The sequence below is a fragment of the Citrobacter sp. RHBSTW-01013 genome, assembly GCF_013781985.1.
Classification (GTDB): Bacteria; Pseudomonadota; Gammaproteobacteria; order Enterobacterales; family Enterobacteriaceae; genus Citrobacter; species Citrobacter braakii.
In genome coordinates, this window is sequence record NZ_CP056185.1 from 1388198 (window position 1) to 1412167 (window position 23970).

The 23970-nt window shown below is 53.9% G+C and carries 20 protein-coding genes; 13 read left to right on the forward strand and 7 right to left on the reverse strand.

Going from position 1 to position 23970, the window contains the following annotated elements:
* The first annotated feature begins 356 nt into the window (after window positions 1–356).
* From qseE to glnB, 4 genes are read left to right on the forward strand one after another with little or no spacing between them, the layout of a single operon-like run.
* On the forward strand, window positions 357–1787 hold the full coding sequence (gene qseE, locus HV350_RS06690) for a two component system sensor histidine kinase QseE/GlrK (RefSeq protein ID WP_049282310.1): 1431 nt from the start codon (window positions 357–359) through the stop codon (window positions 1785–1787).
* A gap of 22 nt (window positions 1788–1809) precedes the next feature.
* Entirely contained in the window at window positions 1810–2553 is a 744-nt protein-coding gene (qseG, locus tag HV350_RS06695; protein WP_181630071.1) for a two-component system QseEF-associated lipoprotein QseG, read from the forward strand.
* The gene (gene glrR, locus HV350_RS06700) at window positions 2553–3887 is read left to right on the forward strand and encodes a two-component system response regulator GlrR (RefSeq protein ID WP_304412487.1); all 1335 of its coding nucleotides are present in this window, start codon (window positions 2553–2555) and stop codon (window positions 3885–3887) included. Before qseG ends, glrR begins: the two co-directional genes overlap by 1 nt.
* Before the next feature lie 60 nt (window positions 3888–3947).
* Complete coding sequence (gene glnB, locus HV350_RS06705; RefSeq protein WP_002914032.1) at window positions 3948–4286, forward strand: nitrogen regulatory protein P-II; 339 nt, start codon at window positions 3948–3950, stop codon at window positions 4284–4286.
* Window positions 4287–4381: 95 nt separating this feature from the next.
* On the opposite strand, the gene hmpA is transcribed toward glnB, so the two are convergent.
* Window positions 4382–5572 carry an NO-inducible flavohemoprotein gene (hmpA, locus tag HV350_RS06710; RefSeq protein ID WP_115190339.1) on the reverse strand — a complete coding sequence of 397 codons (1191 nt, stop codon included), beginning with the start codon at window positions 5570–5572 and terminating at the stop codon, window positions 4382–4384.
* Between the two features lie 326 nt (window positions 5573–5898).
* Here hmpA and glyA point away from each other — a divergent pair, with 326 nt between their 5' ends.
* A complete protein-coding gene (gene glyA / locus HV350_RS06715) occupies window positions 5899–7152 on the forward strand; it encodes a serine hydroxymethyltransferase (protein ID WP_003835277.1) in 1254 nt (417 codons plus the stop codon).
* Between the two features lie 58 nt (window positions 7153–7210).
* Here the strand turns inward: glyA and HV350_RS06720 are convergent, their stop codons facing one another.
* A complete protein-coding gene (locus HV350_RS06720) occupies window positions 7211–8404 on the reverse strand; it encodes an ROK family transcriptional regulator (RefSeq protein WP_016154034.1) in 1194 nt (397 codons plus the stop codon).
* A 115-nt stretch (window positions 8405–8519) separates the two neighbouring features.
* Here HV350_RS06720 and HV350_RS06725 point away from each other — a divergent pair, with 115 nt between their 5' ends.
* From HV350_RS06725 to HV350_RS06755, 7 genes are all read left to right on the forward strand, one after another.
* Window positions 8520–11801 (forward strand): DUF5107 domain-containing protein, encoded by a 3282-nt coding sequence (locus tag HV350_RS06725; RefSeq protein WP_181630073.1) that lies wholly within the window; start codon window positions 8520–8522, stop codon window positions 11799–11801.
* 139 nt (window positions 11802–11940) lie between these two features.
* Entirely contained in the window at window positions 11941–12924 is a 984-nt protein-coding gene (locus HV350_RS06730) for a substrate-binding domain-containing protein (protein WP_016157157.1), read from the forward strand.
* 30 nt (window positions 12925–12954) lie between these two features.
* Window positions 12955–14472: a sugar ABC transporter ATP-binding protein gene (locus HV350_RS06735; protein ID WP_088583052.1), complete on the forward strand. Its 1518-nt coding sequence runs from the start codon at window positions 12955–12957 to the stop codon at window positions 14470–14472.
* 100 nt (window positions 14473–14572) lie between these two features.
* Window positions 14573–15604 (forward strand): IS630-like element ISEc33 family transposase, encoded by a 1032-nt coding sequence (locus tag HV350_RS06740; RefSeq protein WP_046092923.1) that lies wholly within the window; start codon window positions 14573–14575, stop codon window positions 15602–15604.
* 50 nt (window positions 15605–15654) lie between these two features.
* Window positions 15655–16653: an ABC transporter permease gene (locus HV350_RS06745; RefSeq protein ID WP_016157155.1), complete on the forward strand. Its 999-nt coding sequence runs from the start codon at window positions 15655–15657 to the stop codon at window positions 16651–16653.
* 27 nt (window positions 16654–16680) lie between these two features.
* Window positions 16681–17742 carry a zinc-binding dehydrogenase gene (locus HV350_RS06750; protein ID WP_016157154.1) on the forward strand — a complete coding sequence of 354 codons (1062 nt, stop codon included), beginning with the start codon at window positions 16681–16683 and terminating at the stop codon, window positions 17740–17742.
* Between the two features lie 9 nt (window positions 17743–17751).
* Window positions 17752–18633 (forward strand): aldose 1-epimerase, encoded by an 882-nt coding sequence (locus tag HV350_RS06755; protein ID WP_016157153.1) that lies wholly within the window; start codon window positions 17752–17754, stop codon window positions 18631–18633.
* Window positions 18634–18734: 101 nt separating this feature from the next.
* On the opposite strand, the gene hcaD is transcribed toward HV350_RS06755, so the two are convergent.
* From hcaD to hcaE, 5 genes are read right to left on the reverse strand one after another with little or no spacing between them, the layout of a single operon-like run.
* A complete protein-coding gene (hcaD, locus tag HV350_RS06760) occupies window positions 18735–19937 on the reverse strand; it encodes a phenylpropionate dioxygenase ferredoxin reductase subunit (RefSeq protein WP_181630075.1) in 1203 nt (400 codons plus the stop codon).
* Window positions 19938–19946: 9 nt separating this feature from the next.
* Window positions 19947–20759 carry a 3-phenylpropionate-dihydrodiol/cinnamic acid-dihydrodiol dehydrogenase gene (gene hcaB / locus HV350_RS06765; protein WP_155574439.1) on the reverse strand — a complete coding sequence of 271 codons (813 nt, stop codon included), beginning with the start codon at window positions 20757–20759 and terminating at the stop codon, window positions 19947–19949.
* Window positions 20756–21076, reverse strand: coding sequence for a 3-phenylpropionate/cinnamic acid dioxygenase ferredoxin subunit (hcaC, locus tag HV350_RS06770; protein ID WP_016154025.1), 321 nt, complete (start codon window positions 21074–21076; stop codon window positions 20756–20758). Before hcaC ends, hcaB begins: the two co-directional genes overlap by 4 nt.
* Window positions 21076–21594, reverse strand: a complete 519-nt coding sequence (gene hcaF, locus HV350_RS06775; protein WP_016154024.1) for a 3-phenylpropionate/cinnamic acid dioxygenase subunit beta — start codon at window positions 21592–21594, stop codon at window positions 21076–21078. Before hcaF ends, hcaC begins: the two co-directional genes overlap by 1 nt.
* A complete protein-coding gene (gene hcaE / locus HV350_RS06780) occupies window positions 21591–22952 on the reverse strand; it encodes a 3-phenylpropionate/cinnamic acid dioxygenase subunit alpha (protein WP_181630077.1) in 1362 nt (453 codons plus the stop codon). Before hcaE ends, hcaF begins: the two co-directional genes overlap by 4 nt.
* 135 nt (window positions 22953–23087) lie before the next feature.
* On the opposite strand from hcaE, the gene hcaR reads away from it, so the two are divergent.
* Window positions 23088–23969: a DNA-binding transcriptional regulator HcaR gene (hcaR, locus tag HV350_RS06785; protein WP_181630079.1), complete on the forward strand. Its 882-nt coding sequence runs from the start codon at window positions 23088–23090 to the stop codon at window positions 23967–23969.
* Window position 23970: the final 1 nt, after the last annotated feature.

Genomic DNA, 23970 nt, shown 5'->3' on the forward strand with positions numbered 1-23970 from the left:
AGGGTGAAAAATAGCCAAAATTATTTTTCATGTGAATAAGAACATTTTCTATATTTATCATTGTGTTAATAAAGTGTTTTGAATATTGGCACAGATGCTGCATAATATTGCCCAGTGGCTCATTCACCTTCTTATGTCAGCCCCTTCGGGACGTGCTACATAAACTTCGAATGACGCACAACAAGGTGCCTGCCGTCCAACATCTGATATTAGCATCGCTCATATCAACCTTCGGGCGAAACGTCGAGTTAGGCACCGCCTTATTCCACAACAAAGCCGGGTTAATCCCGGCTTTGTTGTATCTGACGTTCCCCTCAGTTAGCATCAACCTATTCCTGTCCATTGAGAGTAACGCCTTGAAGCGCTGGTCTGTTTTCCCCCGATCTTTACGTCAATTGGTTACGTTGGCATTTTTGCTTATCCTGCTGCCGTTGTTAGTTTTGGCCTGGCAGGCGTGGCAAAGTCTGAATGCCCTGAGCGCGCAGGCGGCGCTGACGAACCAAACCACGCTGATTGACGCCAGACGCAGTGAAGCGATGACCAATGCCGCGCTGGAGATGGAGCGTAGCTACCGGCAATACTGTGTGCTTGATGACCCAACGCTGGCTAAGGTTTACCAGAGCCAACGTAAACGCTACAGCGACATGCTGGATGCGCATGCGGGTGTGTTGCCGGATACCAAGCTTTATCAGGCACTGCGTCAGGACCTCAACGATCTCGCGCAGTTACAGTGCACCAACAGTGGTCCTGATAGCGTGGCGGCGGCGCGGCTGGACGCTTTCGCCAGTGCCAATACTGAAATGGTACAAGCGACGCGCACGGTCGTCTTTTCTCGTGGGCAGCAGCTACAGCAGGAAATAGCCGAACGTGGGCAGTTCTTTGGCTGGCAGGCGCTGGTGCTGTTTCTTGTCAGCCTGGCGATGGTGTTGCTGTTTACCCGCATGATAATCGGTCCGGTGAAGGGCATAGAAAAAATGATCAATCGTCTGGGGGAAGGGCGCTCGCTGGGCGATAGCGTATTATTTACGGGACCCCGGGAGCTGCGGTCCGTGGGCCAGCGCATTATCTGGCTGAGCGAACGTCTCTCCTGGCTGGAGTCACAACGACATCAGTTTTTACGCCACCTGTCTCATGAGCTGAAAACGCCTCTGGCGAGCATGCGCGAAGGTACCGAGCTGTTAGCCGATCAGGTCGTTGGGCCGTTAACGCCAGAGCAAAAAGAGGTGGTCGGTATTCTCGATGACAGTAGCCGCAACCTGCAAAAACTGATTGAGCAACTGCTCGATTACAACCGCAAGCTGGCGGATGACGAGGTTGAGCTTGAACGAGTGGAAATCGCGCCGCTGGTGGAAAGCGTTGTTTCTGCACATAGCCTGCCCGCTCGCGCCAAAATGATACATACTGATGTTGCGCTTGCGGTGAACGCCTGCCTGGCAGAACCGATGCTATTGATGAGCGTGCTGGACAATCTTTATTCCAATGCGGTGCACTATGGCGCTGAATCCGGTAACATTTGGATCCGCAGCAGTTTGCATGGCTCAATGGTATACATTGATGTAATGAATACCGGCACACCGATTCCAGAAGCAGAACAGACCATGATCTTCGAGCCTTTTTTCCAGGGTAGCCATCAGCGAAAAGGGGCGGTAAAAGGAAGCGGGTTGGGGCTTAGCATTGCCAGAGATTGCATCCGCCGTATGCGGGGCAAACTGTATCTGGTTGATGAGCATGCGCAAAACGTTTGTTTTCGCATAGAACTGCCGCTATCTGCAGCGAAAAATCACTAAAATAAACCTAAGTCTGGTGAGTATGCCATACGTTGTTGTCCGAATGCTTAAACGACATTTTTTCCGTCACGTCATCCTCGCAAGCCTGCCGTGTCTGGCGCTGGTAGGCTGCGTCCCGAACGCGGTGAATCATATTATCGGCGACCCCTCGCAGGAGAAAATTCCGCCTCATCAACTGGCGGACTACCTTGCAACCGACTGTAGCGATATCTGGTCGCTGTCTGGTCAGCCCACAGAAACCAATCCGCTGTACTGGCTGCGGGCGATGGATTGCGCCAATCGCCTGATGCCGGTACAGGCGCGTAGTGAAGCCAGCACGATGATGCCTGATACCTGGCAGGGGGCTTTCAGGCGCGGGATCCTGCTTGATAACGCCAACATTACGCCGCCTGAAAGGCGGGAGACGGTTACGCGCCTCGACGCATTAAGCCCGCAAATTCCGCTACAGGTACGCCCGCTGTATCAGGTCTGGCGCAGTAGTCAGACGTTGCAGTTGCAACTGGCCGAAGAGCGTATGCGCTACAGCAAGCTTCAGCAGGCGTCAGACAGCGATCTTGATACGTTACGTCAGCAGCAGCAACATTTGCAGTCTCAGCTCGATCTCACGACCCGCAAGCTGGAGAATCTAACCGATATTGAACGCCAGCTTTCCACGCGCAAACCTGCCGGTAGTTACAACCCTGATGCGCCGCACGGGAACGAAAAAGTCACCCTACCTGATAACGAGGAAGGCGCAGCGCCGTCTGCCGATGAGGTCACGCCATGATAAGCCGTAAGCCCGCGCATCTGCTGCTGGTGGATGACGATCCCGGCCTGTTGAAATTACTTGGAATGCGCCTGACCAGCGAAGGCTACAGCGTCGTAACCGCAGAAAGCGGGCAGGAAGGGTTACGGGTACTGAACCGTGAAAAAGTGGATCTGGTTATTAGCGATCTGCGCATGGATGAAATGGACGGCATGCAGCTGTTTACTGAAATCCAGAAAGTGCAGCCGGGAATGCCGGTTATTATTCTCACCGCTCACGGTTCCATCCCCGACGCCGTTGCGGCGACTCAGCAAGGGGTGTTCAGCTTTCTCACTAAGCCGGTGGATAAAGACGCGTTATACCATGCGATCGACGGGGCGTTGGAACAGTCTGCGCCTGCCGCTGATGACAGCTGGCGTGAGTCCATCGTCACCCGCAGCCCACTGATGCTGCGTCTGCTGGAACAGGCGCGCATGGTGGCGCAATCGGACGTAAGCGTATTGATCAACGGCCAAAGCGGAACCGGGAAAGAAGTTTTTGCCCAGGCCATTCACAACGCCAGCCCGCGCAGCCACAAGCCCTTTATTGCCATTAACTGCGGCGCATTACCGGAACAACTGCTGGAGTCTGAGCTGTTTGGTCATGCGCGCGGCGCCTTTACCGGCGCGGTGAGCAATCGTGAAGGGCTATTTCAGGCCGCGGAAGGCGGGACGCTGTTTCTCGATGAGATTGGCGATATGCCCGCGCCGTTGCAGGTTAAATTGCTACGGGTATTGCAGGAGCGAAAAGTCAGGCCGCTGGGCAGTAACCGCGATATCGATATTGATGTGCGGATCGTTTCCGCGACCCATCGTGATTTACCCAAAGCGATGGCTCGGGGGGAATTTCGCGAAGATTTGTACTATCGCCTCAACGTGGTGAGCCTGAAGATCCCAGCGCTGGCCGAGCGTACGGAAGATATTCCGCTGCTGGCAAACCATCTGCTGCGCCAGTCTGCTGAACGACACAAACCGTTCGTGCGCGCCTTTTCGACCGATGCCATGAAACGGTTAATGACCGCCAGTTGGCCTGGTAACGTGCGTCAGTTGGTTAACGTGATTGAGCAGTGCGTGGCGTTGACCTCTTCGCCGGTGATCAGCGACGCGCTGGTGGAGCAGGCGCTGGAAGGGGAGAACACCGCGCTGCCGACCTTTGTTGAAGCGCGTAACCAGTTTGAACTCAACTACCTGCGTAAGCTGTTGCAAATCACCAAGGGCAATGTGACCCATGCGGCGCGAATGGCGGGGCGCAACCGCACCGAATTCTACAAGTTGCTCTCTCGCCATGAGCTGGATGCAAACGATTTCAAAGAATAAATCTGCGGATTATGTTAGTTTTATTCGATCAAAAGACAGGCGACCTTTTCAAGGAATAGCATGAAAAAGATTGATGCGATTATTAAACCCTTCAAGCTGGACGACGTCCGCGAAGCGCTGGCTGAAGTCGGCATTACCGGTATGACTGTAACAGAAGTGAAAGGGTTTGGCCGTCAGAAAGGCCATACTGAGCTGTACCGTGGTGCGGAATATATGGTGGATTTTCTGCCGAAGGTAAAAATTGAAATTGTGGTCACAGACGACATTGTCGATACCTGCGTCGACACCATTATTCGTACTGCCCAGACCGGTAAAATCGGTGACGGTAAGATTTTTGTCTTCGACGTGGCACGCGTGATTCGTATTCGCACCGGTGAAGAAGACGACGCGGCAATCTAAGCCGCGCCGTGCTTGCCGGATGACGGTGTAAACACCTTATCAGGCCTACAATATCCCGTAGGCCTGATAAGCGCAGCGCCATCAGGCATGAGTAATTACAAGACTTTATGCGGGCCGAAGCATTCGTAATGAATGTTCTCGTTTTTCACGCCCAGGCCGACCAACTGCTTCGCGGCAAACTGCATAAAGCCAACCGGACCGCACAGATAAAACTGCATCGCCGGATCGCTGATTGCGCCTTCCAGTTTGTTCAAATCCATCAGACCAACGCTATCAAACGCACCTTTCGCGCGATCGGCTTCGGTTGGCTCACGATACCAGGTGTGTGCGCTAAAGCGTGGCAGCGTTTTGCCCAGTTCATTCACTTCATCGGCAAAGGCATGTACATCGCCATTTTCTGCCGCGTGGAACCAGTTAACCTGCGCCGTATGATTCGCTTTTGCCAGCGTATCCAGCATCGCCAGCATCGGGGTTTGACCCACGCCTGCTGAAATCAGAGACACTGGGGTATCGGTCGCAACGTCCATAAAGAAATCGCCCGCAGGTGCAGCTAAGTGAACGACATCGCCCACATTCGCATGGTTGTGCAGCCAGGTGGAAACCTGACCACCGTCTTCACGCTTCACGGCAATACGGTAGCCTTTGCCATCGGGTTTACGGGTCAGTGAGTACTGACGAATTTCCTGATGCGGGAAACCTTCCGGCTTCAGCCAGACGCCCAGGTATTGCCCCGGATGATATTCAGCCACTGCGCCACCGTCGACAGGTTCAAATTCAAAGCTGGTGATAAGCGCACTGCGTGGGGTTTTTGCCACGATGCGGAAAGGACGGGTACCCTCCCAGCCGCCATTTTTATTGGCATTTTCACTGTAGATCTGCGCTTCACGGTTGATGAAAACGTTCGCCAGCACGCCGTATGCTTTGCCCCATGCATCCAGAACTTCCTGGCCCGGACTGAACATTTCGTCCAGCGTTGCCAGCAAATGGCCACCTACGATGTTGTACTGCTCCGGTTTAATCTGGAAGCTGGTATGCTTCTGCGCGATTTTCTCAACGGCAGGCAACAGCGCCGCCAGGTTCTCGATATTGCTGGCATACGCGGCAATAGCGTTAAACAGCGCTTCCCGCTGATCGCCATTACGCTGGTTACTCATGTTGAAGATTTCTTTCAGCTCTGGGTTATGCGTAAACATGCGATCGTAGAAATGGGCGGTCAGCTTCGGGCCTGTTTCAACCAGCAGGGGAATGGTGGCTTTCACTGTAGCGATGGTTTGTGCGTCAAGCATACGGTCTTCCTTTATCTGAAATTTTAATGATGTATGTCAAATGCATCTTATAAAAAATACCCCTGCATTGTAAATGGTTCTTTGTCACTTTGCGTTGTAAAGGTTACATCGTGAAAAATCTGCATCACAAACCTGAAAAGAAATCCGTTGAAATTCAGCAGACCTTTGTTCTCCAAAGCCTTGCGTGCCGTGAAGGTAATCGTTTGCGTAAAATCCTTTGTCAAGACCTGTTATCGAAGAATGATTCGGTTATACTGTTCGTCGTCGTCCAACGGGACTGCCTTTTTAGGCCGAAATTCTATTGTTAGCTGAGTCAGGAGATGCGGATGTTAAAGCGTGAAATGAACATTGCCGATTATGATGCCGAACTGTGGCAGGCTATGGAGCAGGAAAAAGTACGTCAGGAAGAGCACATCGAACTGATCGCCTCCGAAAACTACACCAGCCCGCGTGTTATGCAGGCGCAGGGTTCTCAGCTGACCAACAAATACGCTGAAGGTTATCCGGGCAAGCGCTACTACGGCGGTTGTGAGTACGTTGATATCGTTGAGCAATTGGCTATCGATCGTGCAAAAGAGCTGTTTGGCGCTGACTACGCTAACGTACAGCCGCACTCCGGCTCCCAGGCTAACTTCGCTGTTTACACCGCTCTGCTGCAACCGGGTGATACCGTTCTGGGTATGAACCTGGCGCAAGGCGGCCACCTGACTCACGGTTCCCCGGTTAACTTCTCTGGCAAGCTGTACAACATCATCCCTTACGGTATTGATGAGTCCGGTAAAATTGACTACGAAGATATGGCTAAGCAGGCCAAAGAGCACAAGCCGAAGATGATCATCGGCGGATTCTCTGCTTACTCCGGCGTTGTTGACTGGGCAAAAATGCGTGAAATCGCCGACAGCATTGGCGCATACCTGTTCGTTGACATGGCGCACGTTGCGGGCCTGATCGCCGCAGGCGTTTACCCGAACCCGGTTCCACACGCACACGTAGTGACCACCACCACCCACAAAACCCTGGCAGGTCCGCGCGGCGGCCTGATCCTGGCTAAAGGCGGTGACGAAGAGCTGTACAAAAAGCTGAACTCCGCGGTGTTCCCAAGCGCGCAGGGCGGCCCGCTGATGCACGTGATCGCGGCGAAAGCCGTGGCGCTGAAAGAAGCGATGGAGCCTGAGTTTAAGGTTTACCAGCAGCAGGTTGCCAAAAACGCCAAAGCGATGGTGGAAGTGTTCCTGAACCGTGGCTACAAAGTGGTTTCTGGCGGTACTGAAAACCACCTGTTCCTGCTGGATCTGGTTGATAAAAACCTGACCGGTAAAGAAGCTGACGCCGCACTGGGCCGCGCTAACATCACTGTTAACAAAAACAGCGTGCCGAACGATCCGAAGAGCCCGTTTGTGACTTCCGGTATCCGTATCGGTTCTCCGGCTGTGACTCGCCGTGGCTTTAAAGAAGCGGAAGTGAAAGAGCTGGCTGGCTGGATGTGTGACGTTCTGGACAACATCAATGACGAAGCCGTTATCGAGCGCGTCAAAGGTAAGGTTCTGGATATCTGCGCACGCTTCCCGGTTTACGCGTAATTCTGCTTTACGCAAAACGAAAGGCCGCTGATGCGGCCTTTTTTCATGCTCATCCCGGTCAACGAATCGTCTGTAGTTGCTCCTCCACATACAGATAACCAATTCCCATCAGCTGTTGTGCGCGGCTCAGCTTGCCAAAGCCGATTTGGGTTGCTCTGGTGCGAGTCGCGTCACGATGATCGAAGGGGTTAAATCCCGTCTGCCTGATGATGATATTCAGCCACTCTTCCCCAAAGCCACAGCTGCGGCCGTATAACAAAATATTGTTTATATTTAAGGTATTCAGGAAGTTGTAGAGACTAAGTCCGATGGCGTTGGCCGAGTCTTCAACCCAGGCATGAAGGCGTAAATCCCCCTGTTGCCATTTTTCAATCAAGGCATCAATGGTTAGTGCTTCAGGATTATCAGCGAGATCGGGGCGCGTTTTTAACCACATTCTCGCCTGTTTTTTTAGCGCGCTGAGGGACGCTACGGTTTCCAGACAACCGTATCGACCACAATCGCAGGCTACGCCATCAGGGTTGATAATCGTGTGCCCGATTTGTCCGCTGCCGTAGAGACTGCCGCGCCATACCTGGTCGTTGATAACAAATGATGAGCCAATACCATAATCGACATTGATGACGCAAAAGTCCCGATACTGACCGTCGTTTTGCCATTTTTCCGCCAGCGCCAGCATCACACAATCGTTATCGACCATGACGCGCACGTTGAGTTTTTCTTCCAGTAGGTATTTCAACTCCACGGGCTGTTTCCAGGGTGCCTGCGGCATCGTCTGCGATACGCCAGTTCCCGCATCAACCTGTCCATGAACCGCCAACGCCAGATTGATTTTTCGATTAGGCCAATTTTTACGGTACTGATGCCAGCATTTCTCAATGGCCGCGAGTAATGCCTGGGGATGGGGGGCGTCAATCGCATGGTATTCAACGTCGCCTTTTGGACTCAGGCAGGCGTTGCCAAGCTGGCACTCGATACTGGTAGGCGTGATGTTCATGCATAAGGTCCAGTCACCCTCCGGGGCGATAAGCCAGGCGCCGCTGCTATGGCCGCGTGACAGACGGTCGTCCGGTACATTTACGACGCGTCCCTCTTCCTCCAACTCCTGAAGAATATTGCTGACGGCAGGAATCGAGATTTGTGCCAGTCGGGCGAGGGTCGATTTGCTGGCTCGTTTCTTGCGATACAGGTACTCCAGCAGCACACCCTTGTTGTAATGGCGAATTTGCTGATTGTTAATGCAGGCTTTCATACACTAAACCTTGTTAACTAAATTGCGTGATTATTGTGCGTAAAACCCGTAATTCTGTCCATTACACTGCTCTCATTATTTCACTCTAGTATGTCTTGTTAACTTTGAGGGCGTTATGAGTTCAGTAAACGTTTGGCAGGAGACGGTACATATTCCGACCTATGAAACGGGGGCGCAGGATGTACATCCCATGTTTCTGGAGAATCGGGTTTATCAGGGGTCTTCCGGGGCCGTGTATCCCTACGGTGTGACGGATACGCTGAGCGAGGATAAAACGTTAAAGGCCTGGCAGGCGGTATGGCTGGAAAATGATTATATCAAAATCATGATCCTGCCTCAGCTTGGGGGCCGCGTGCATCGCGCATGGGATAAGGTGAGGCAGCGTGATTTCGTTTATCACAATGACGTTATCAAACCCGCGCTGGTGGGGCTGCTTGGTCCGTGGATCTCCGGGGGGATCGAGTTCAACTGGCCGCAGCACCATCGACCCACTACGTATATGCCGGTGGATTTTACGATTAGCGAAAATGACGATGGCTCAAAAACAGTGTGGGTTGGCGAGACAGAGCCGATGCATGGGCTGCAGGTGATGACCGGATTTACTCTGCGCCCGCAACGTGCAGCGCTGGAGATTGGCAGTCGCGTCTACAACAGCAATGCCACGCCGCGTCATTTCTTATGGTGGGCGAATCCGGCAGTGAAAGGTGGCGACGGGCATCAAAGCGTCTTTCCACCGGATGTCACCGCGGTGTTTGATCACGGCAAACGTGCGGTTTCAGCCTTCCCGATCGCCACCGGAACGTATTACAAGGTGGACTATTCGGCGGGTGTTGATATCTCTCGCTATAAAAATGTTCCGGTACCGACCTCCTACATGGCGGAAAAGTCAGAATACGATTTTGTCGGTGCCTGGAGCCATGATGAAAATGGCGGGCTGCTACATGTTGCGGATCATCATATCGCGCCGGGGAAAAAACAGTGGAGCTGGGGGTATAGCGAATTTGGTCAGGCATGGGATAAAAATCTGACCGATGAGAATGGGCCTTATATCGAACTGATGACCGGTATTTTTGCCGATAACCAACCGGATTTTACCTGGCTTGACCCATTTGAAGAAAAGCGTTTTGAGCAATACTTCCTGCCTTACCACTCGCTGGGCATGGTACAGAACGCCTCGCGCGATGCGGTGATTAAACTACAGCGTGATGACGAGGGGATCGCCTGGGGTGTGTATGCCATTTCGCCTCTTTCCGCCCACCGTCTTACCCTTTGCGAAGAGGGGAACCCGCAGCCGCTGTTGGATGAAGTGATTGAGTTGATGCCATGCGCCGTTATTCAGGAGACGTTAACCGGGATTAATCCCGCTCGTCTGACGATAACGCTGTCCGATCGCCACGGCAGGAGCGTATTGCGTTATCAGGAACATCAGCCGCAGGAGATACCGCTGCCGGAAGTGGCGAAAGCCCCGCTAAGCGCGGATGAGATCGGCAGCGTGGATGAGGCGTGGTTTATCGGCCAGCATCTGGAGCAATATCACCACGCCAGCCGTTCACCTTTCGACTATTACCTTCGCGGCCTTGAGCTGGATCCACTGGATTACCGCTGCAATCTGGCGCTGGCGATGCTGGAATATAATCGCGCCGACTACGTACGAGCGAGCGATTATGCCACTCAGGCGTTGGCGCGTGCGCATCGCCTGAACAAAAATCCGCAGTGCGGGCAGGCAAGCCTGATCCGCGCCAGCGCCAGAGAACGGCTACAGCAATGGCACGATGCGCAGGAGGATTTTTGGCGCGCAGTGTGGAGTGGTAACAGCAAAGCGGGCGGATATTATGGGCTTGCCAGGCTGGCTACGCGAAATGAGCGTTACGATGATGCCCTGAATTTTTGTCGGCAGAGTCTGCTGGCGTGTCAGACCAACCAGGATGTGCTGTCTCTCGAAACATTATTACTGCACCTCACCGGTCGTCATGGCGAGGCACTGCAACTGACCGAAAACCTGCTGCGCGACTATCCGCTGAATCCCACTTTCTGGTGGGTGAAAGCGACGATCTCTGCAGCCGAATCGGACATGGCCCGCTGGGTGGGCGTCTGCCAGTCGCGGGATATTAACGCCTTGCAGACCGCCGGATTATTGCTGGACTGGGGAATGACTGAGCGGGCGAAAGCCGTCCTGACCGCGCTTAACTGCCAGAAAACGCTACCGCTCTATTTGCAAGCCAGTTTGAGCGAGGGGAATGAGCGCCTTGCGCTGATAAACCGCGCGCGCGAGGTGTTTCCTGACTTTGTGCGTTTTCCCAATCTGCTGCCGGAAGTGGCGGCGCTGGAAAATGTCACAGAGTGCTATTTTGCTCAGCACCTGCTCGCCTGCTTTCACTACAGCCGGCGTAACTATGAGAAAGCGACTCACCTGTGGCAGCGCTGTGTTGAGATGGCCCCTGATTTTGCTGATGCCTGGCGAGGGCTGGCGATTCATGCGTGGAATAAACTGTCTGATGCCAGTCTGGCGACGGCGTATCTGGATAAAGCGTGTGAGCAACAACCGCAAGACGCTCGTCTTTTGTTTGAGCGCGATCTGCTGGATAAGCTCACTGCCGCAGAGCCAGGCAAACGCCTTGCCCGGCTGGAGGCAAATCTCGCTACGGCACTGAAACGCGACGATTTAACGGCGGAGCTGCTGCATCTTTGGCATCTCGCCGGGAAAACGGATCACGCGGCCGGGATCCTTTCTTCGCGTAAGTTTCATCCCTGGGAAGGTGGCGAAGGAAAAATAACCAGTCAGTTTATTATCAATCACCTTTTGCGAGCCTGGCAGCATATTCAGCACCAGCGTCCACAGCAGGCTGAAGCGTTGCTGACTGCCGCGCTGCACTACCCGGATAACCTCAGCGAAGGACGGTTGCCGGGTCAGACCGATAACGATATCTGGTTCTGGCTGGGGATTTGCGCCCGGCAGCAGGGTATGGAAGAACGTGCTGTCGAGTGTTTCCAGAAAGCGGCGCGGGGCGATCGGACGATCAACATTCATAGCTACTACAACGATCAGCCGGTGGATTACCTCTTCTGGCAAGGTATTGCCTTGCGGATGACGGGTGAAAACGCGGCCAGCCACCAGCTTTTCAACGATATGCTGCAATGGTCGCAACACATGGAGGCTGAGCAGGTGGAGGCCGATTTCTTCGCGGTATCCCAACCCGATCTCCTCTCGTTATATGCCGATATCCAAAAGCAGCATCAGGAGAAATGTTTGCTTGTGCGCTCCCTGGCGACGGCAGGACTGGGCGGCGGAGCAAGCTACGAGCAGGCGCTATCTGAGCTGGAAGCGCTCAATCCCGCCTGGGCGAAAGCTGCGCTGTTTCGACAGACAATGCCCTTCGTGCTGCACCTCATTAACTAAAGAACGTTTACTGTAATCTTTGAGCGGCCTGACCCGCCGCTTTCTTCGGGATGTTTAGAATATGTGAAATCGCCCGGCGGACGCTTATGTTCCGCCGAAGCTAAACAACAATAAATGCCTGACCCTACAGGAGGCACGTATGTCTAAAAATAAGGTAGTCTCATTTTTTTCATATTTACTGTTAACGTTGTTGAGTATTTCATTCCCCGGCTTTAGCGCAGAGAAAGAGATTACCGTCGGTGCAATCTACCTTGATACTCAGGGGTATTACGCTGGCGTACGTCAGGGCGTTCAGGATGCGGCACTAGAGAATCAGGCAAAAATTCAGCTCATTGAAACCAATGCTCAGGGCGATATTTCCAAAGAGAGTTCGTTTATCGATACGCTGGTCGCGCGCAACGTGGACGCCATTATTCTCTCTGCCGTTTCAGAAAACGGCAGCAGCCGCGCGGTTCGCCGGGCCAGTGAAGCCGGTATTCCGGTGATTTGCTACAACACCTGTATCAATGATAAAGGCGTGGACAAGTATGTCTCTGCCTACCTGGTTGGCGATCCGGTTGAATTTGGTAAAAAGCTGGGGGAGGCCGCGGCTGATTATTTTATTGCACAAAAAATCAGTGCCCCAAAAATTGCGATAATTAACTGTGAAGCGTTCGAGGTCTGTGTGCAGCGGCGTAAAGGCTTTGAAGAGGCGCTAAAAGCACGCGTTCCGGATATGCAGATTGTCGCGAATCAGGAAGGAACTGTTCTCGATAAAGCCATCTCTGTGGGCGAAAAGCTGATTATCTCCTCATCCAGTCTGGACGCCATTATGGGGGAGTCCGGCGGGGCGACGCTGGGTGCGGTTAAAGCGGTCCGCAATCAAGGGAAAGCGGGCAAAATTGCCGTGTTCGGCTCGGATATGACAACGGAAATCGCTCAGGAATTGCAAAGCTATCAGGTGCTGAAAGCCGTTGTCGACATTTCGGGTAAGAAAATGGGCAATGCCGTTTTCGCACAAACCATGAATGTGATTAATAAAACCCCACAGGCAAACAAAATCATCCCTGTGGACATCGATACCTACGTTAAATCTGAAGATGGTAAGCAGTGGCTGACTACGCATGTCGACGGTCTGCCTTGATGACTCTTGTCCGTTAACTGAGGTAGAGATGTGATGACAGCAAGTGAAAAAACGTCGACACCGGTCGCGAAGATAGTCGCAGGAAATAAGCGTTATCCCGGCGTCGTGGCGCTGGATAACGTGAATTTTATGCTCTCAAAAGGTGAGGTTCGGGCGCTATTGGGGAAAAATGGCGCGGGAAAGTCCACGCTCATTCGTATGCTGACCGGCAGTGAAAGTCCTGATAGCGGCGAAATTTGGTTGGGTGGAACCCGCCTTGAGGGCAGCGATGCCACGCTGACGCGACGCGCAGCGGAGTTGGGGGTCAGAGCCGTATACCAGGAGCTGAGTCTGGTTGAGGGATTGACGGTTGCTGAAAATCTCTGTCTTGGTCAATGGCCGCGTCGTAATGGCATGATTAATCAGACTATGATGGCTCGCCAGGCGACAGAGGCACTGGCGGCTCTCGGTGTTGATGTTCCACCCGATGCTTTAGTCGGGACGTTGAGTCCGGCACAAAAGCAACTGGTGGAGATTGCCCGTGTAATGAAAGGCCAGCCGCAGGTGGTTATTCTCGATGAACCGACCAGCTCGCTGGCTAATGCGGAAGTTGAGTTGGTGATCAACGCGGTAAAACGGATGTCAGCGCTGGGCGTCGCCGTGATTTATGTCAGTCATCGCATGGAGGAGATCCGCCGTATCGCCTCTTGCGCAACGATCATGCGCGATGGTCAGGTCGCCGGGGATGTTACGCTGGAGAGCACGACCACTCAGGAAATCGTATCGTTGATGCTGGGCAGGGAACATATCGATCTCCCGCGGGTTAAACCCGGCATCTCGCTAACGACTCCGGTTCTGCAGGTTGCGCAATTATGCCATCCGCCAAAGCTACATAATATTAGCTTTACGCTGCACCGGGGCGAAGTCCTGGGGATTGCAGGTCTGCTGGGATCGGGCCGTAGCGAATTACTCAAGGCAATCATTGGATTAGAGTCATTTTCCCGCGGAGAAATCACGCTGAACGGCGTGAATATTTCGCAGCCTGATTATGCCGCAATGCTCAAAAGCGGCGTGGGCTATACCCCGGAAAACCGTAAAGAAGCGGGGATCATTCCGCTACTGGGTGTGGATGAAAACACGGTAATGACCAACCGACACAAGGTGAGTCAGCGTGGCGTGTTGAACTGGCAGCGGATCCAGGCGCTGACGGCGGCGGTGATGAGCAGGATGACGGTAAAAGCGGCAAATACGCAGACCGCAATCGGGACGTTATCGGGCGGCAATCAGCAAAAGGTGGTCATTGGACGCTGGGTATATGCCGAAAGCGAAATTTTGCTCCTTGATGAGCCGACGCGCGGCGTCGATATCGAAGCCAAACAGCAGATATATCGTATCGTGCGTGAGCTGGCCGCAGAAGGAAAAAGTGTCATCTTCATTTCCAGCGAAATAGAAGAACTGCCTTTAGTTTGCGATCGTATTTTGCTGCTGCAAAACGGCGAATTTACCCGCGAGCTTTTAGCCCCTGTAAATGTCGATGAATTAATGTCGGCCATTCTATCCACGCACTAAATAGCTGCGCGGAATAGTAGATCACTGAAAGGGAACTCAGCCCGGATTGTGCGATCTGATCAATCGCCAAACCAACCAAAACCACCAACCGGACTGAGCGATGCCGATCATAGCACCAATACCCCGTGGCGAACGACGCCTGATGCAGAAAGCTATTCATAAAACGCGCGATAAAAATCATGCCCGCAGACTCACGGCCATGCTGATGCTTCATCGGGGTGAACGGGTCAGCGATGTTGCCAGAACTCTCTGTTGTGCCCGTTCATCCGTTGGTCGCTGGATTAACTGGTTTACGCACTCAGGTATTGAAGGCCTGAAATCCTTACCCGCAGGGCGCTCCCGACGCTGGCCTTTTGAACATATCTGCACCCTGTTACGTGAGCTGATAAAGCATTCTCCCGGCGATTTTGGTTATCAACGTTCACGCTGGAGCACCGAATTACTGGCAATAAAAATCAATGAGATAACCGGTTGCCAGTTACATGCAGGAACCGTTCGCCGCTGGTTGCCATCTGCGGGGCTTGTATGGCGCAGGGCCGCGCCAACTCTGCGTATCCGTGACCCACATAAAGATGAAAAGATGGCGGTAATCCACAAAGCGCTGGATGAATGCAGCGCAGAGCATCCGGTATTTTATGAAGATGAAGTGGATATCCACCTTAATCCTAAAATCGGTGCGGACTGGCAGTTGCGCGGACAGCAGAAACGGGTAGTGACGCCGGGGCAGAACGAAAAATACTATCTGGCCGGCGCACTGCACAGTGGCACGGGTAAAGTCAGCTACGTGGGCGGCAACAGCAAAAGTTCAGCGCTGTTTATCGCTCTGCTGAAGCACCTGAAAGCCACTTACCGGCGGGCGAAAACAATCACGCTGATCGTTGATAACTACATTATCCATAAAAGCCGCGAAACACAGCGCTGGTTGAAAGCAAATCCCAAGTTCAGGGTAATTTACCAGCCGGTTTACTCGCCGTGGGTGAATCATGTGGAACGGCTATGGCAGGCACTTCATGACACGATAACCCGTAATCATCAGTGCCGCTCAATGTGGCAGTTACTGAAAAAGGTCCGCCATTTTATGGAAACCGCCAGCCCATTCCCCGGAGGAAAACATGGTCAGGCAAAAGTGTAGCGGTATTAGGCGCAGCTATTTAGCCATTACGTTTATTGAGGAAATAACAGATGTCTGCCTCATCATTAACGCTGCCGCAAGGCAAAAGTACCGCGCCAAAGCAATTTATTAGCAATCATATTAATGAAATTGGTTTGCTGGTGGTTATTGCTATTTTATATCTGGTATTTTCATTGAACGCGCCAGGATTTATTTCGTTAAATAACCAAATGAACGTCCTCCGGGATGCCGCGACGATTGGGATTGCCGCATGGGCAATGACGCTCATTATTATTTCCGGTGAGATAGACGTGAGTGTTGGGCCGATGGTGGCGTTTATCTCCGTCTGTCTGGCCTTCCTGTTACAGTTTCAGGTGCCGCTTAGCCTTGCCTGCCTGATGGTGTTAATTCTGGGCGCCGCGCTGGGCACGCTTGCTGGCGTATTGCGTGGCGTATTTAGCGTTCCAAGCTTCGTGGCCACATTAGGTTTGTGGAGCGCCTTACGCGGTATGGGACTGTTTATGACCAACGCGCTTCCGGTACCGATTGATGAAAATGAGGTGCTGGAATGGCTCGGTGGGCAGCTTTTTGGCATCCCGGTGTCGGCGCTCATTATGCTGATTCTGTTCGTCATCTTTGTCTTTATCAGCCGCAAGACTGCGTTTGGTCGCTCCGTTTTTGCCACCGGCGGGAATGCGACCGCCGCGCAGCTTTGCGGGATTAACGTTAAGCGGGTGCGTATTTTGATTTTTACGCTCTCCGGTTTGCTGGCTGCCATTACCGGGATTCTGTTGGCCGCCAGGCTTGGCTCAGGTAATGCGGGGGCGGCAAATGGACTGGAGTTTGACGTCATTGCGGCGGTTGTGGTCGGAGGCACCGCGCTGTCCGGCGGTCGCGGTTCACTGTTTGGCACTTTATTAGGCGTACTGGTGATTACCCTTATTGGTAATGGACTGGTGCTGCTGGGAATTAACTCTTTCTTCCAGCAGGTTGTTCGCGGACTAATTATTGTGGTGGCAGTGCTGGCGAATATATTGCTGACCCAACGTAACAGTAAACTTAAACATTAATATTTATTAATTTATGCAGAGGGAATGATGAAAACAATGCTGGCTGCTTTTTTACCGGGAAATTCCACCGTTGAACTCAGAGAGGTTCCTGTGCCAACGCCGGGTATCAATCAGGTTCTCATTAAAATGAAATCATCAGGAATTTGCGGGAGCGATGTTCATTATATTTATCATCAGCATCGGGGGACTGCTGCTGCGCCGGATAAGCCATTGTATCAGGGGTTTGTTAACGGTCATGAACCTTGTGGACAAATTATTGAAACCGGGGCTGGCTGTCGACACTTCAAAGCGGGTGACCGGGTGCTGGTTTACCATATTTCCGGCTGCGGATTCTGTTCCAACTGCCGACGGGGTTTTCCGATCTCCTGTACCGGGGAGGGCAAAGCCGCCTACGGCTGGCAGCGCGACGGGGGTCATGCTGAATATTTATTAGCGGAAGAGAAAGACCTGATTCATCTCCCGGATGCCCTGAGCTATGAAGACGGGGCGTTTATTAGCTGCGGCGTTGGGACAGCCTACGAAGGTATTCTGCGTGGTGAAGTGTCCGGCAGTGACAACGTTCTGGTTGTCGGCCTCGGGCCTGTCGGCATGATGGCCATGATGCTGGCGAAGGGGCGTGGGGCGAAGCGCGTTATTGGCGTCGATATGCTGCCAGATCGCCTGGCGACGGCAAAACAGCTGGGCGTGATGGACAACGGATTCCTGGCCACGACGGAGAATCTACCGGCGCTGATTGCCGAACTGACGCACGGCGGCGCGGACGTGGCGCTGGATTGTTCCGGTAATGCAGCGGGTCGTCTGCTGGCATTGCAGTCGACAGCGGACTGGGGGCGAGTTGTCTATATCGGTGAAACCGGGAAAGTTGAATTTGAAGTGAGTGCCGACCTGATGCATCACCAGCGGCGTATTATTGGCTCCTGGGTAACCAGCCTGTTCCATATGGAGAAATGCGCCCGCGATCTGACCGACTGGAAGCTTTGGCCGCATAGTGCGATTACGCATCGTTTTTCTCTTGAACAGGCAGGGGAAGCCTATGCGCTGATGGCGAGCGGGAAGTGCGGCAAAGTGGTTATTAACTTTCCGGATTAAGGGGGCCAGATGACGCTTTATACGCTGGAAAATAGCAATCTGCGGCTTCAGGTTGCGGAGCAGGGCGGGGCGATTGAGGGACTGTGGTGGCAACATCAGGGGGAAATGAGCCCCGTGCTGCGCCCAGGCCTGAAAAGCGGAATTGCGGTGGAATCGTCTTGTTTCCCCCTCGTGCCGTTCGGTAACCGGGTGAGCGGAAATCGGTTTCGCTCACCGGCGGGAGAGCATCAGCTGCAACCTAACGTTGAGTGGGACCGCCATTACCTTCACGGCGATGGCTGGCTGAATCGCTGGCGCTGTGTGGCACACTCTCCGACGCAGCTCAGACTGGAGTATATCCATCGGCAGGGAGTCTATCTTTATACGGCGCAGCAGGTTTTTACCCTGAGCGCCAGCGGGGTTGAGGTTGAACTGATCGTCACCAATGAGGGGGATTCGCTCCCGTTTGGCCTGGGCTGGCATCCCTATTTCCCGCTGTCGCCGGGAACCCGTATACAGGCGCATGCCAACGGCTACTGGCTTGAGAAAGAACACTGGCTAACCGGCGCGCACCAGGAGAGCTTGCCGCAAGAGCTGGATTTCAATCAGCCCGCTCCGCTGCCTGAACATTGGGTGAATAATGGTTTCTCCGGCTGGGATGGGGCTGCGGCAATCCAGCAACCCGATTTGGGGTATCAGCTTTTGATGACTACCGAGCCACCTGCGCCCTGCTATTTTGTTTTTGTTTCCGATCCGGCATTTGATAAGGGATATGCATTCGATTTTTTCTGTTTTGAACCCATGAGCCATGCGCCTGACGATCACCATCGCCCGGATTTTGGTCAGTTAACCCTGTTGGCATGCGGCGAAAGCATGCGGCAAAAGATGACTCTGAATATTCAGTCTTATTAAACTCCCTGCCCGGAAACGGGCAGGAATAACGTCAACTTCGGCGGCTTCTATACTTATTCCGGCGTTGTTGACTGGGCAAAAATGCGCTTATCAGGCTGCTATCACAACGACTTCAGCGCTACGCCTTCATCGCACAGCGCTTCCTCGCTTACTACTCGTCCTGAATGAATTAACTTACGCAGTGCGCGCACTTCGCGTCCGTTGTTGAGCGCTACTGCGCCAATTAGCTTCCCATCACGCAGGTGGAACCAGATAGCCTTGCCGTCATCCGGATTGCCACGACATAGCCATGTTTGCCCTTGCATATCGCCAACAAATTGCAGATTGTCATTAAATTGGTCGGTCCAGAACCAGCCAGGCGTCTTCTCCGGCAACGGCAGATTGAGCATTGCGGCAGCGGCAATCTGTGCCTGGTTATTGGCATTTTCCCAGCTTTCTACCCGTTCTAACGAACCGTCAGGCTGGCGCGTTATCGCCACATCACCGGCGGCGAAAATCGCGGGATCGGAGGTGATGCAGGCGGAGTCAACGATAATACCGTTAGCCGTCTCCAGCCCCGCTTCGCGAGCCAGCGCATCATTCGCCACGATGCCGATGCCATAAACCAGCGCATCGGCCTGTAGCGTCTCGCCGTTTTGCAGGGTAAGCGAGATAAACTCTCCGGCTTCGGCGTGCTCAATGGCGCTGTTGAGCAGTACCCGCACCCCTGCCTGTCGGTGGCGGTTTAGCAGATAGTCGCGCACCGGAGCAGGGGCGTTGCGACCCATTACCGTTGAGGCCAGCTCCACTAACGTCACCCGACAGCCGCGTTGGATCGCGCTGGCCGCTAATTCCAGGCCAATGGTGCCCGCACCGACAATCACAATCGACTTGCCCGGCAGCAAGGCACCGCGCAGACGCTCGGCATCTTTGGCGTGACGCAGGGTAAAGCAACGTTCGCCCAGTTTATCCAGTAGCGGCAGCGGTCTGGCGGCGGCCCCGGTCGCCAACAGCAACTGCGACCAGCGGTAGGACTGACCATCGGCGAGCATCAGCGTGCGCGAGGTGCGGTCAATCTGACGCAGCGTGACGCCAAGATGCAGCTGTACGTTGTTCTCCAGCCACCAGTCAGCGTTCAGGATCGGCTGTCGCTGTGGATTTTCGTCCAGCAGCATCGCTTTGGAGAGCGGAGGGCGTTCATAGGGCAGATACGGCTCATCGGAAAACAGATGCAATTCGCCGTTAAATCCTTGCTGACGCAGTGCGACGGCGGCCATTGCCGCAGCCTGACCACCGCCGACGATAGCGATAACTTTATGGCTCATAACGCCTCCTCAGAGATCCAGTCCGGCGGCAACGTGACGAATACCGCGAATGCCCAAACCGGCATCGGCATTGATCATCACGCCACTCAATGTGCGATTGTTGCGCTTTGACGCCAGCATCACATACGGGCCGGTAAAATCCGCTGGCTCAGGAAAAAACTGCAACGGCAAAATGGCGGCGATTTTTTCCGGCGTCAGCGACTGCATAATCAACGTATCGCCCTGGCCCAGCGCCTGTGGGCCGCGCAGATCGGTCGCCATGCCGCACGGACCGACGCCGTTGACGCGCACCTTTGGCGCCAGCTCGTAGGCTAACTGGCGAATCAACCCGGTGGCGGCATGTTTAGAGGCGGTATACAACGGACCGCCGCCGCCGGGATACCACGCCGCGTTGGAAAGGGTAAAGATGATGTTGCCTTCGCTGGCGATAAGTGCAGGGGCGCAGGCTTTTGCGCCCAGCAGATAGCCCAACACGTTGACGTTAAACAGCTCATGAAAGCCGCTCTCCAGCGCGTCCGCTGGCGTATTGACCAGCGAGGCGTTGTGATCCCATATCCCGGCGTTGCCGATCAAACAGTCCAGGGTGCCGTAGCGCGCCAGAATTTGATCCACCGCGCGCTGATAGTCGGCGTAGCAGGTGACGTTGCCTTCTACTGCCAGCACATGTTCGCCAAAACGTTGGCGCAGGCTGGCGACTTTGGCTGGCGAAAGTTCCAGCGTGGCGACCCGCGCGCCTTCCTCAATGAAACGCTCGACCAGCGCCAGGCCAAGACCGGAGCCGCCGCCGGTGATAAAGACCACGTTATCGCGTAAATCGCTCATCTCGCGTCCTCTGGAATATCAACGAACACATCGCTACCTTCCACGTACACTGCGTAGGTGGTCAGCGGATCGGTGGCAGGTAAACACAACGCCTTACCGGTTTTCAGGCAGAAACTGGCGGCATGCAGCGGGCATTCCACCGTCGCATCGTCTTCCAGATAACCTTCCGACATCGAGGCATTACCGTGGCTACAGCGATCGTTAATGGCATAAAACTCGCCGCCAACGTTGAACAGCGCGATGACAGGCGAGGTGTCGAGCCGGAGCGCTTCACCCTCCGGCAAATCCCCTACGGGGCAGGCATAAATACGACTCATCAGAACAATACACTCAAGTTATGGGAGGTGATCACCGCTTGATCCAGCACGATCTCACGCTCCAGTAAGCGCCACTCATCGCCCGGTAAACGGCGCACTTTGTCCATGCGCATGCCGACGTAAAAGGTTTCATCGCGCTCTTTTTGCGCGCGATACAGCAGATAGTTAAGACGCACGGCGAATACATCCGGCACTTCGGTTTCACTGACCTGGCAGTTGCTGATCAGGTGCCGGGTACGCGACGGCGGCTCCTCTGCCCAGGCCATTCCGGTTTCCAGTCGCGCAATACGGCGTTCAAGCTGATCTTTATTGTCGTTAAAAATCCAGGTGGTTGGCGGCTGCACGCCTTTGCGACGATCGCGCGTCTGGGCATTGACCGTTGTGCGCATGGTATAGCGAATGTCGTCATCCAGCTGTGCCAGCCAGTCGCGAAACTGCCAGTCATCCAGCAGGCTGGCTTCATGGTAGAGAAACTGCGTAATGCGGTGATGCAGTTCCAGGGAAACTAAAGCACTCATTTCATCACCTCCTGCTGGTAAGCGGCGGTTTTTTCCTGCACTTCCTGCCAGCTTTCGCTGCTGAGTAAATCAGCCCAGCGCTGATACATGCCGCGGGCGGCGGTTTCTGAGAAGATGTAGTTGGTGATCCCCGGAATGCCGTCTTCACGGCGTTTCTCCTGACCTAACCCCATTTCCAGGCACAGTTTGCTATTACGCGCCCGATGGCCCTTCAGAAGTTTTTGAATTTCACACCAGTTTTCCGAGTCGTCCTGTTCAAGGAATCCGGCGGGGCCAAAAGCGCGCGTAGCGCTGTTTTCAAATGCGGCTTTCACTTCATCAGAGGCGGCTTTATCGGTAATACAGAACGCCCACACTTCAACCTGATCAGGACCGCGCGGATGCCAGACGCGCAACGTAGCGGTACCATTGAGCCAGGAAAGCGTTGGAAAAATGTTGTTGTGACCGGCCAGACGCAGGGCACGAACCTTACCCAGACGCTGTTCAGCTTCCGCGTAGGTGTCGCGGTAGTAGCTGGAGACTTCGCCGTCGACCCACACGTTGGCATCCGGCTTTTCGGTAAAGAAGAAGCCGCTGCCGTGCCCGTCCTGGCCGAACTGTAGTGCATCTTTGGCGGTTTCCCACACCGGGCGAGCGGTTTGTCCGTCACCGAGGCGTTTATCGCTACCGTCGTCTTTTGCCCCCAACACCTGCACAGCGGAGGCATGGCTGAACAATGCGTGATACTGATCGCTGGCAAACTGTTCGGCGGGGAATTTCCAGTTACAGTCGATGGTCCACTTCTGTACGCCGCCGACGATTTCTGTGCCGCCTTCGCGGCGGTCAAGCACGCCGTCGAGATACCACGCAATGTCGCCGAGATAATCGCGTAGCGTGGGCGCGGTGGTGTCCCAGTTGCCGAAAATCAGCCCTTTATAGCTCTCTACGCCAGGAACTTCGTTCAGTCCCCAGTGCGATTTGCATAGCCCTTGCGGGTAAGCGCGAGGCTCCAGCGGGACGTCGATCAGCTCGCCATTGATACCGTACGACCAGCCGTGATACGGGCAGGTAAAGGCGCGAGTGTTCCCGCAGTCGGCGTAGCTGACGCGCATCGCCCGGTGGCGGCACTGGTTGAGAAACGCTTTGATTCTGCCGTCTTTCTGGCGAACCACCACGACCGCATCCTCGCCCATGTAGGTGTTAAAAAAATCACCGGCTTTGGGGATTTGGCTTTCGTGGGCGAGAAATAGCCAGCAGCGCCCGAAGATGCGCTCCAGCTCCAGTTGGTAAATTTCTGGGTCAGTATAAATCCGTGGGGTTACACGACCGTTTTGCGTGTCGATCAGTTGGTAGATGTCTAAATTTGAGGGTGTGGTCATATTTTTTAATCCTGAAAGATAAGATGTATTGACCTTCTATTTTTGTGCCATAAGGATGTTGCTGGTTAGTTATCAATCTGTGAAATAGTAAATTTCTACCAGTTGAGACATTTTTTCGATAACAAGGAGAAGGGCATGGAACTGAGGCACTTACGCTATTTTGTGGCGGTGGCGCAGGCGCTGAATTTCACCCGGGCGGCAGAAAAGCTGCATACCTCTCAGCCGTCGTTAAGCAGCCAGATCCGCGATCTGGAAACCTGCGTGGGCGTTCCGTTACTGGTGCGGGACAAGCGAAAAGTTGCGCTGACGGCGGCGGGGGAGTGCTTTTTACAGGATGCGCTGGCGATCCTTGAGCAGGCGGAAAATGCCAAAGTTCGCGCCCGTAAAACGGGGCAGGAAGATAATCATTTCGCTATTGGTTTTGTCCCTTCCGCTGAGGTGAATTTGCTCCCGAAAGTGCTGCCCTTATTTCGTTTAAAACAACCGGATACGCACATTGAGCTGGTAAGCCTGATAACCACCGAACAGGAAGAAAGGATCCTCAACGGAGAACTGGATGTGGGCTTAATGCGTCACCCGGTGTACAGCCCGGAGCTGGATTATCTGGAGCTGATTCATGAGCCGCTGGTCGTGGTGTTACCGGTGAATCATCCGTTAACCAATGAGCAAGCGATCTCCGCAGAACAGTTACACGGCGTAAATTTTGTCAGTACCGATCCCGCTTATTCCGGGGCGCTAGCGATGATTGTCAAAAACTGGTTTCAGCAGCAGAAAAGCCAGCCCAATATTGTGCAGGTAGCGACCAATATTCTGGTGACCATGAATCTGGTCGGCATGGGGCTGGGGGTGACTTTGATACCCGGTTATATGAATAATTTTAATACCGGGCAGGTGGTTTTTCGGTCAATCGTCGGTGAAGCGCCAACGCTGGCATTGTTGATGGCATGGAAGAAGGGCGAGCTAAAGCCCGCCCTGCAGCAATTCATCGAACTGGCACAACGCCAGAGGATAGAGTAAC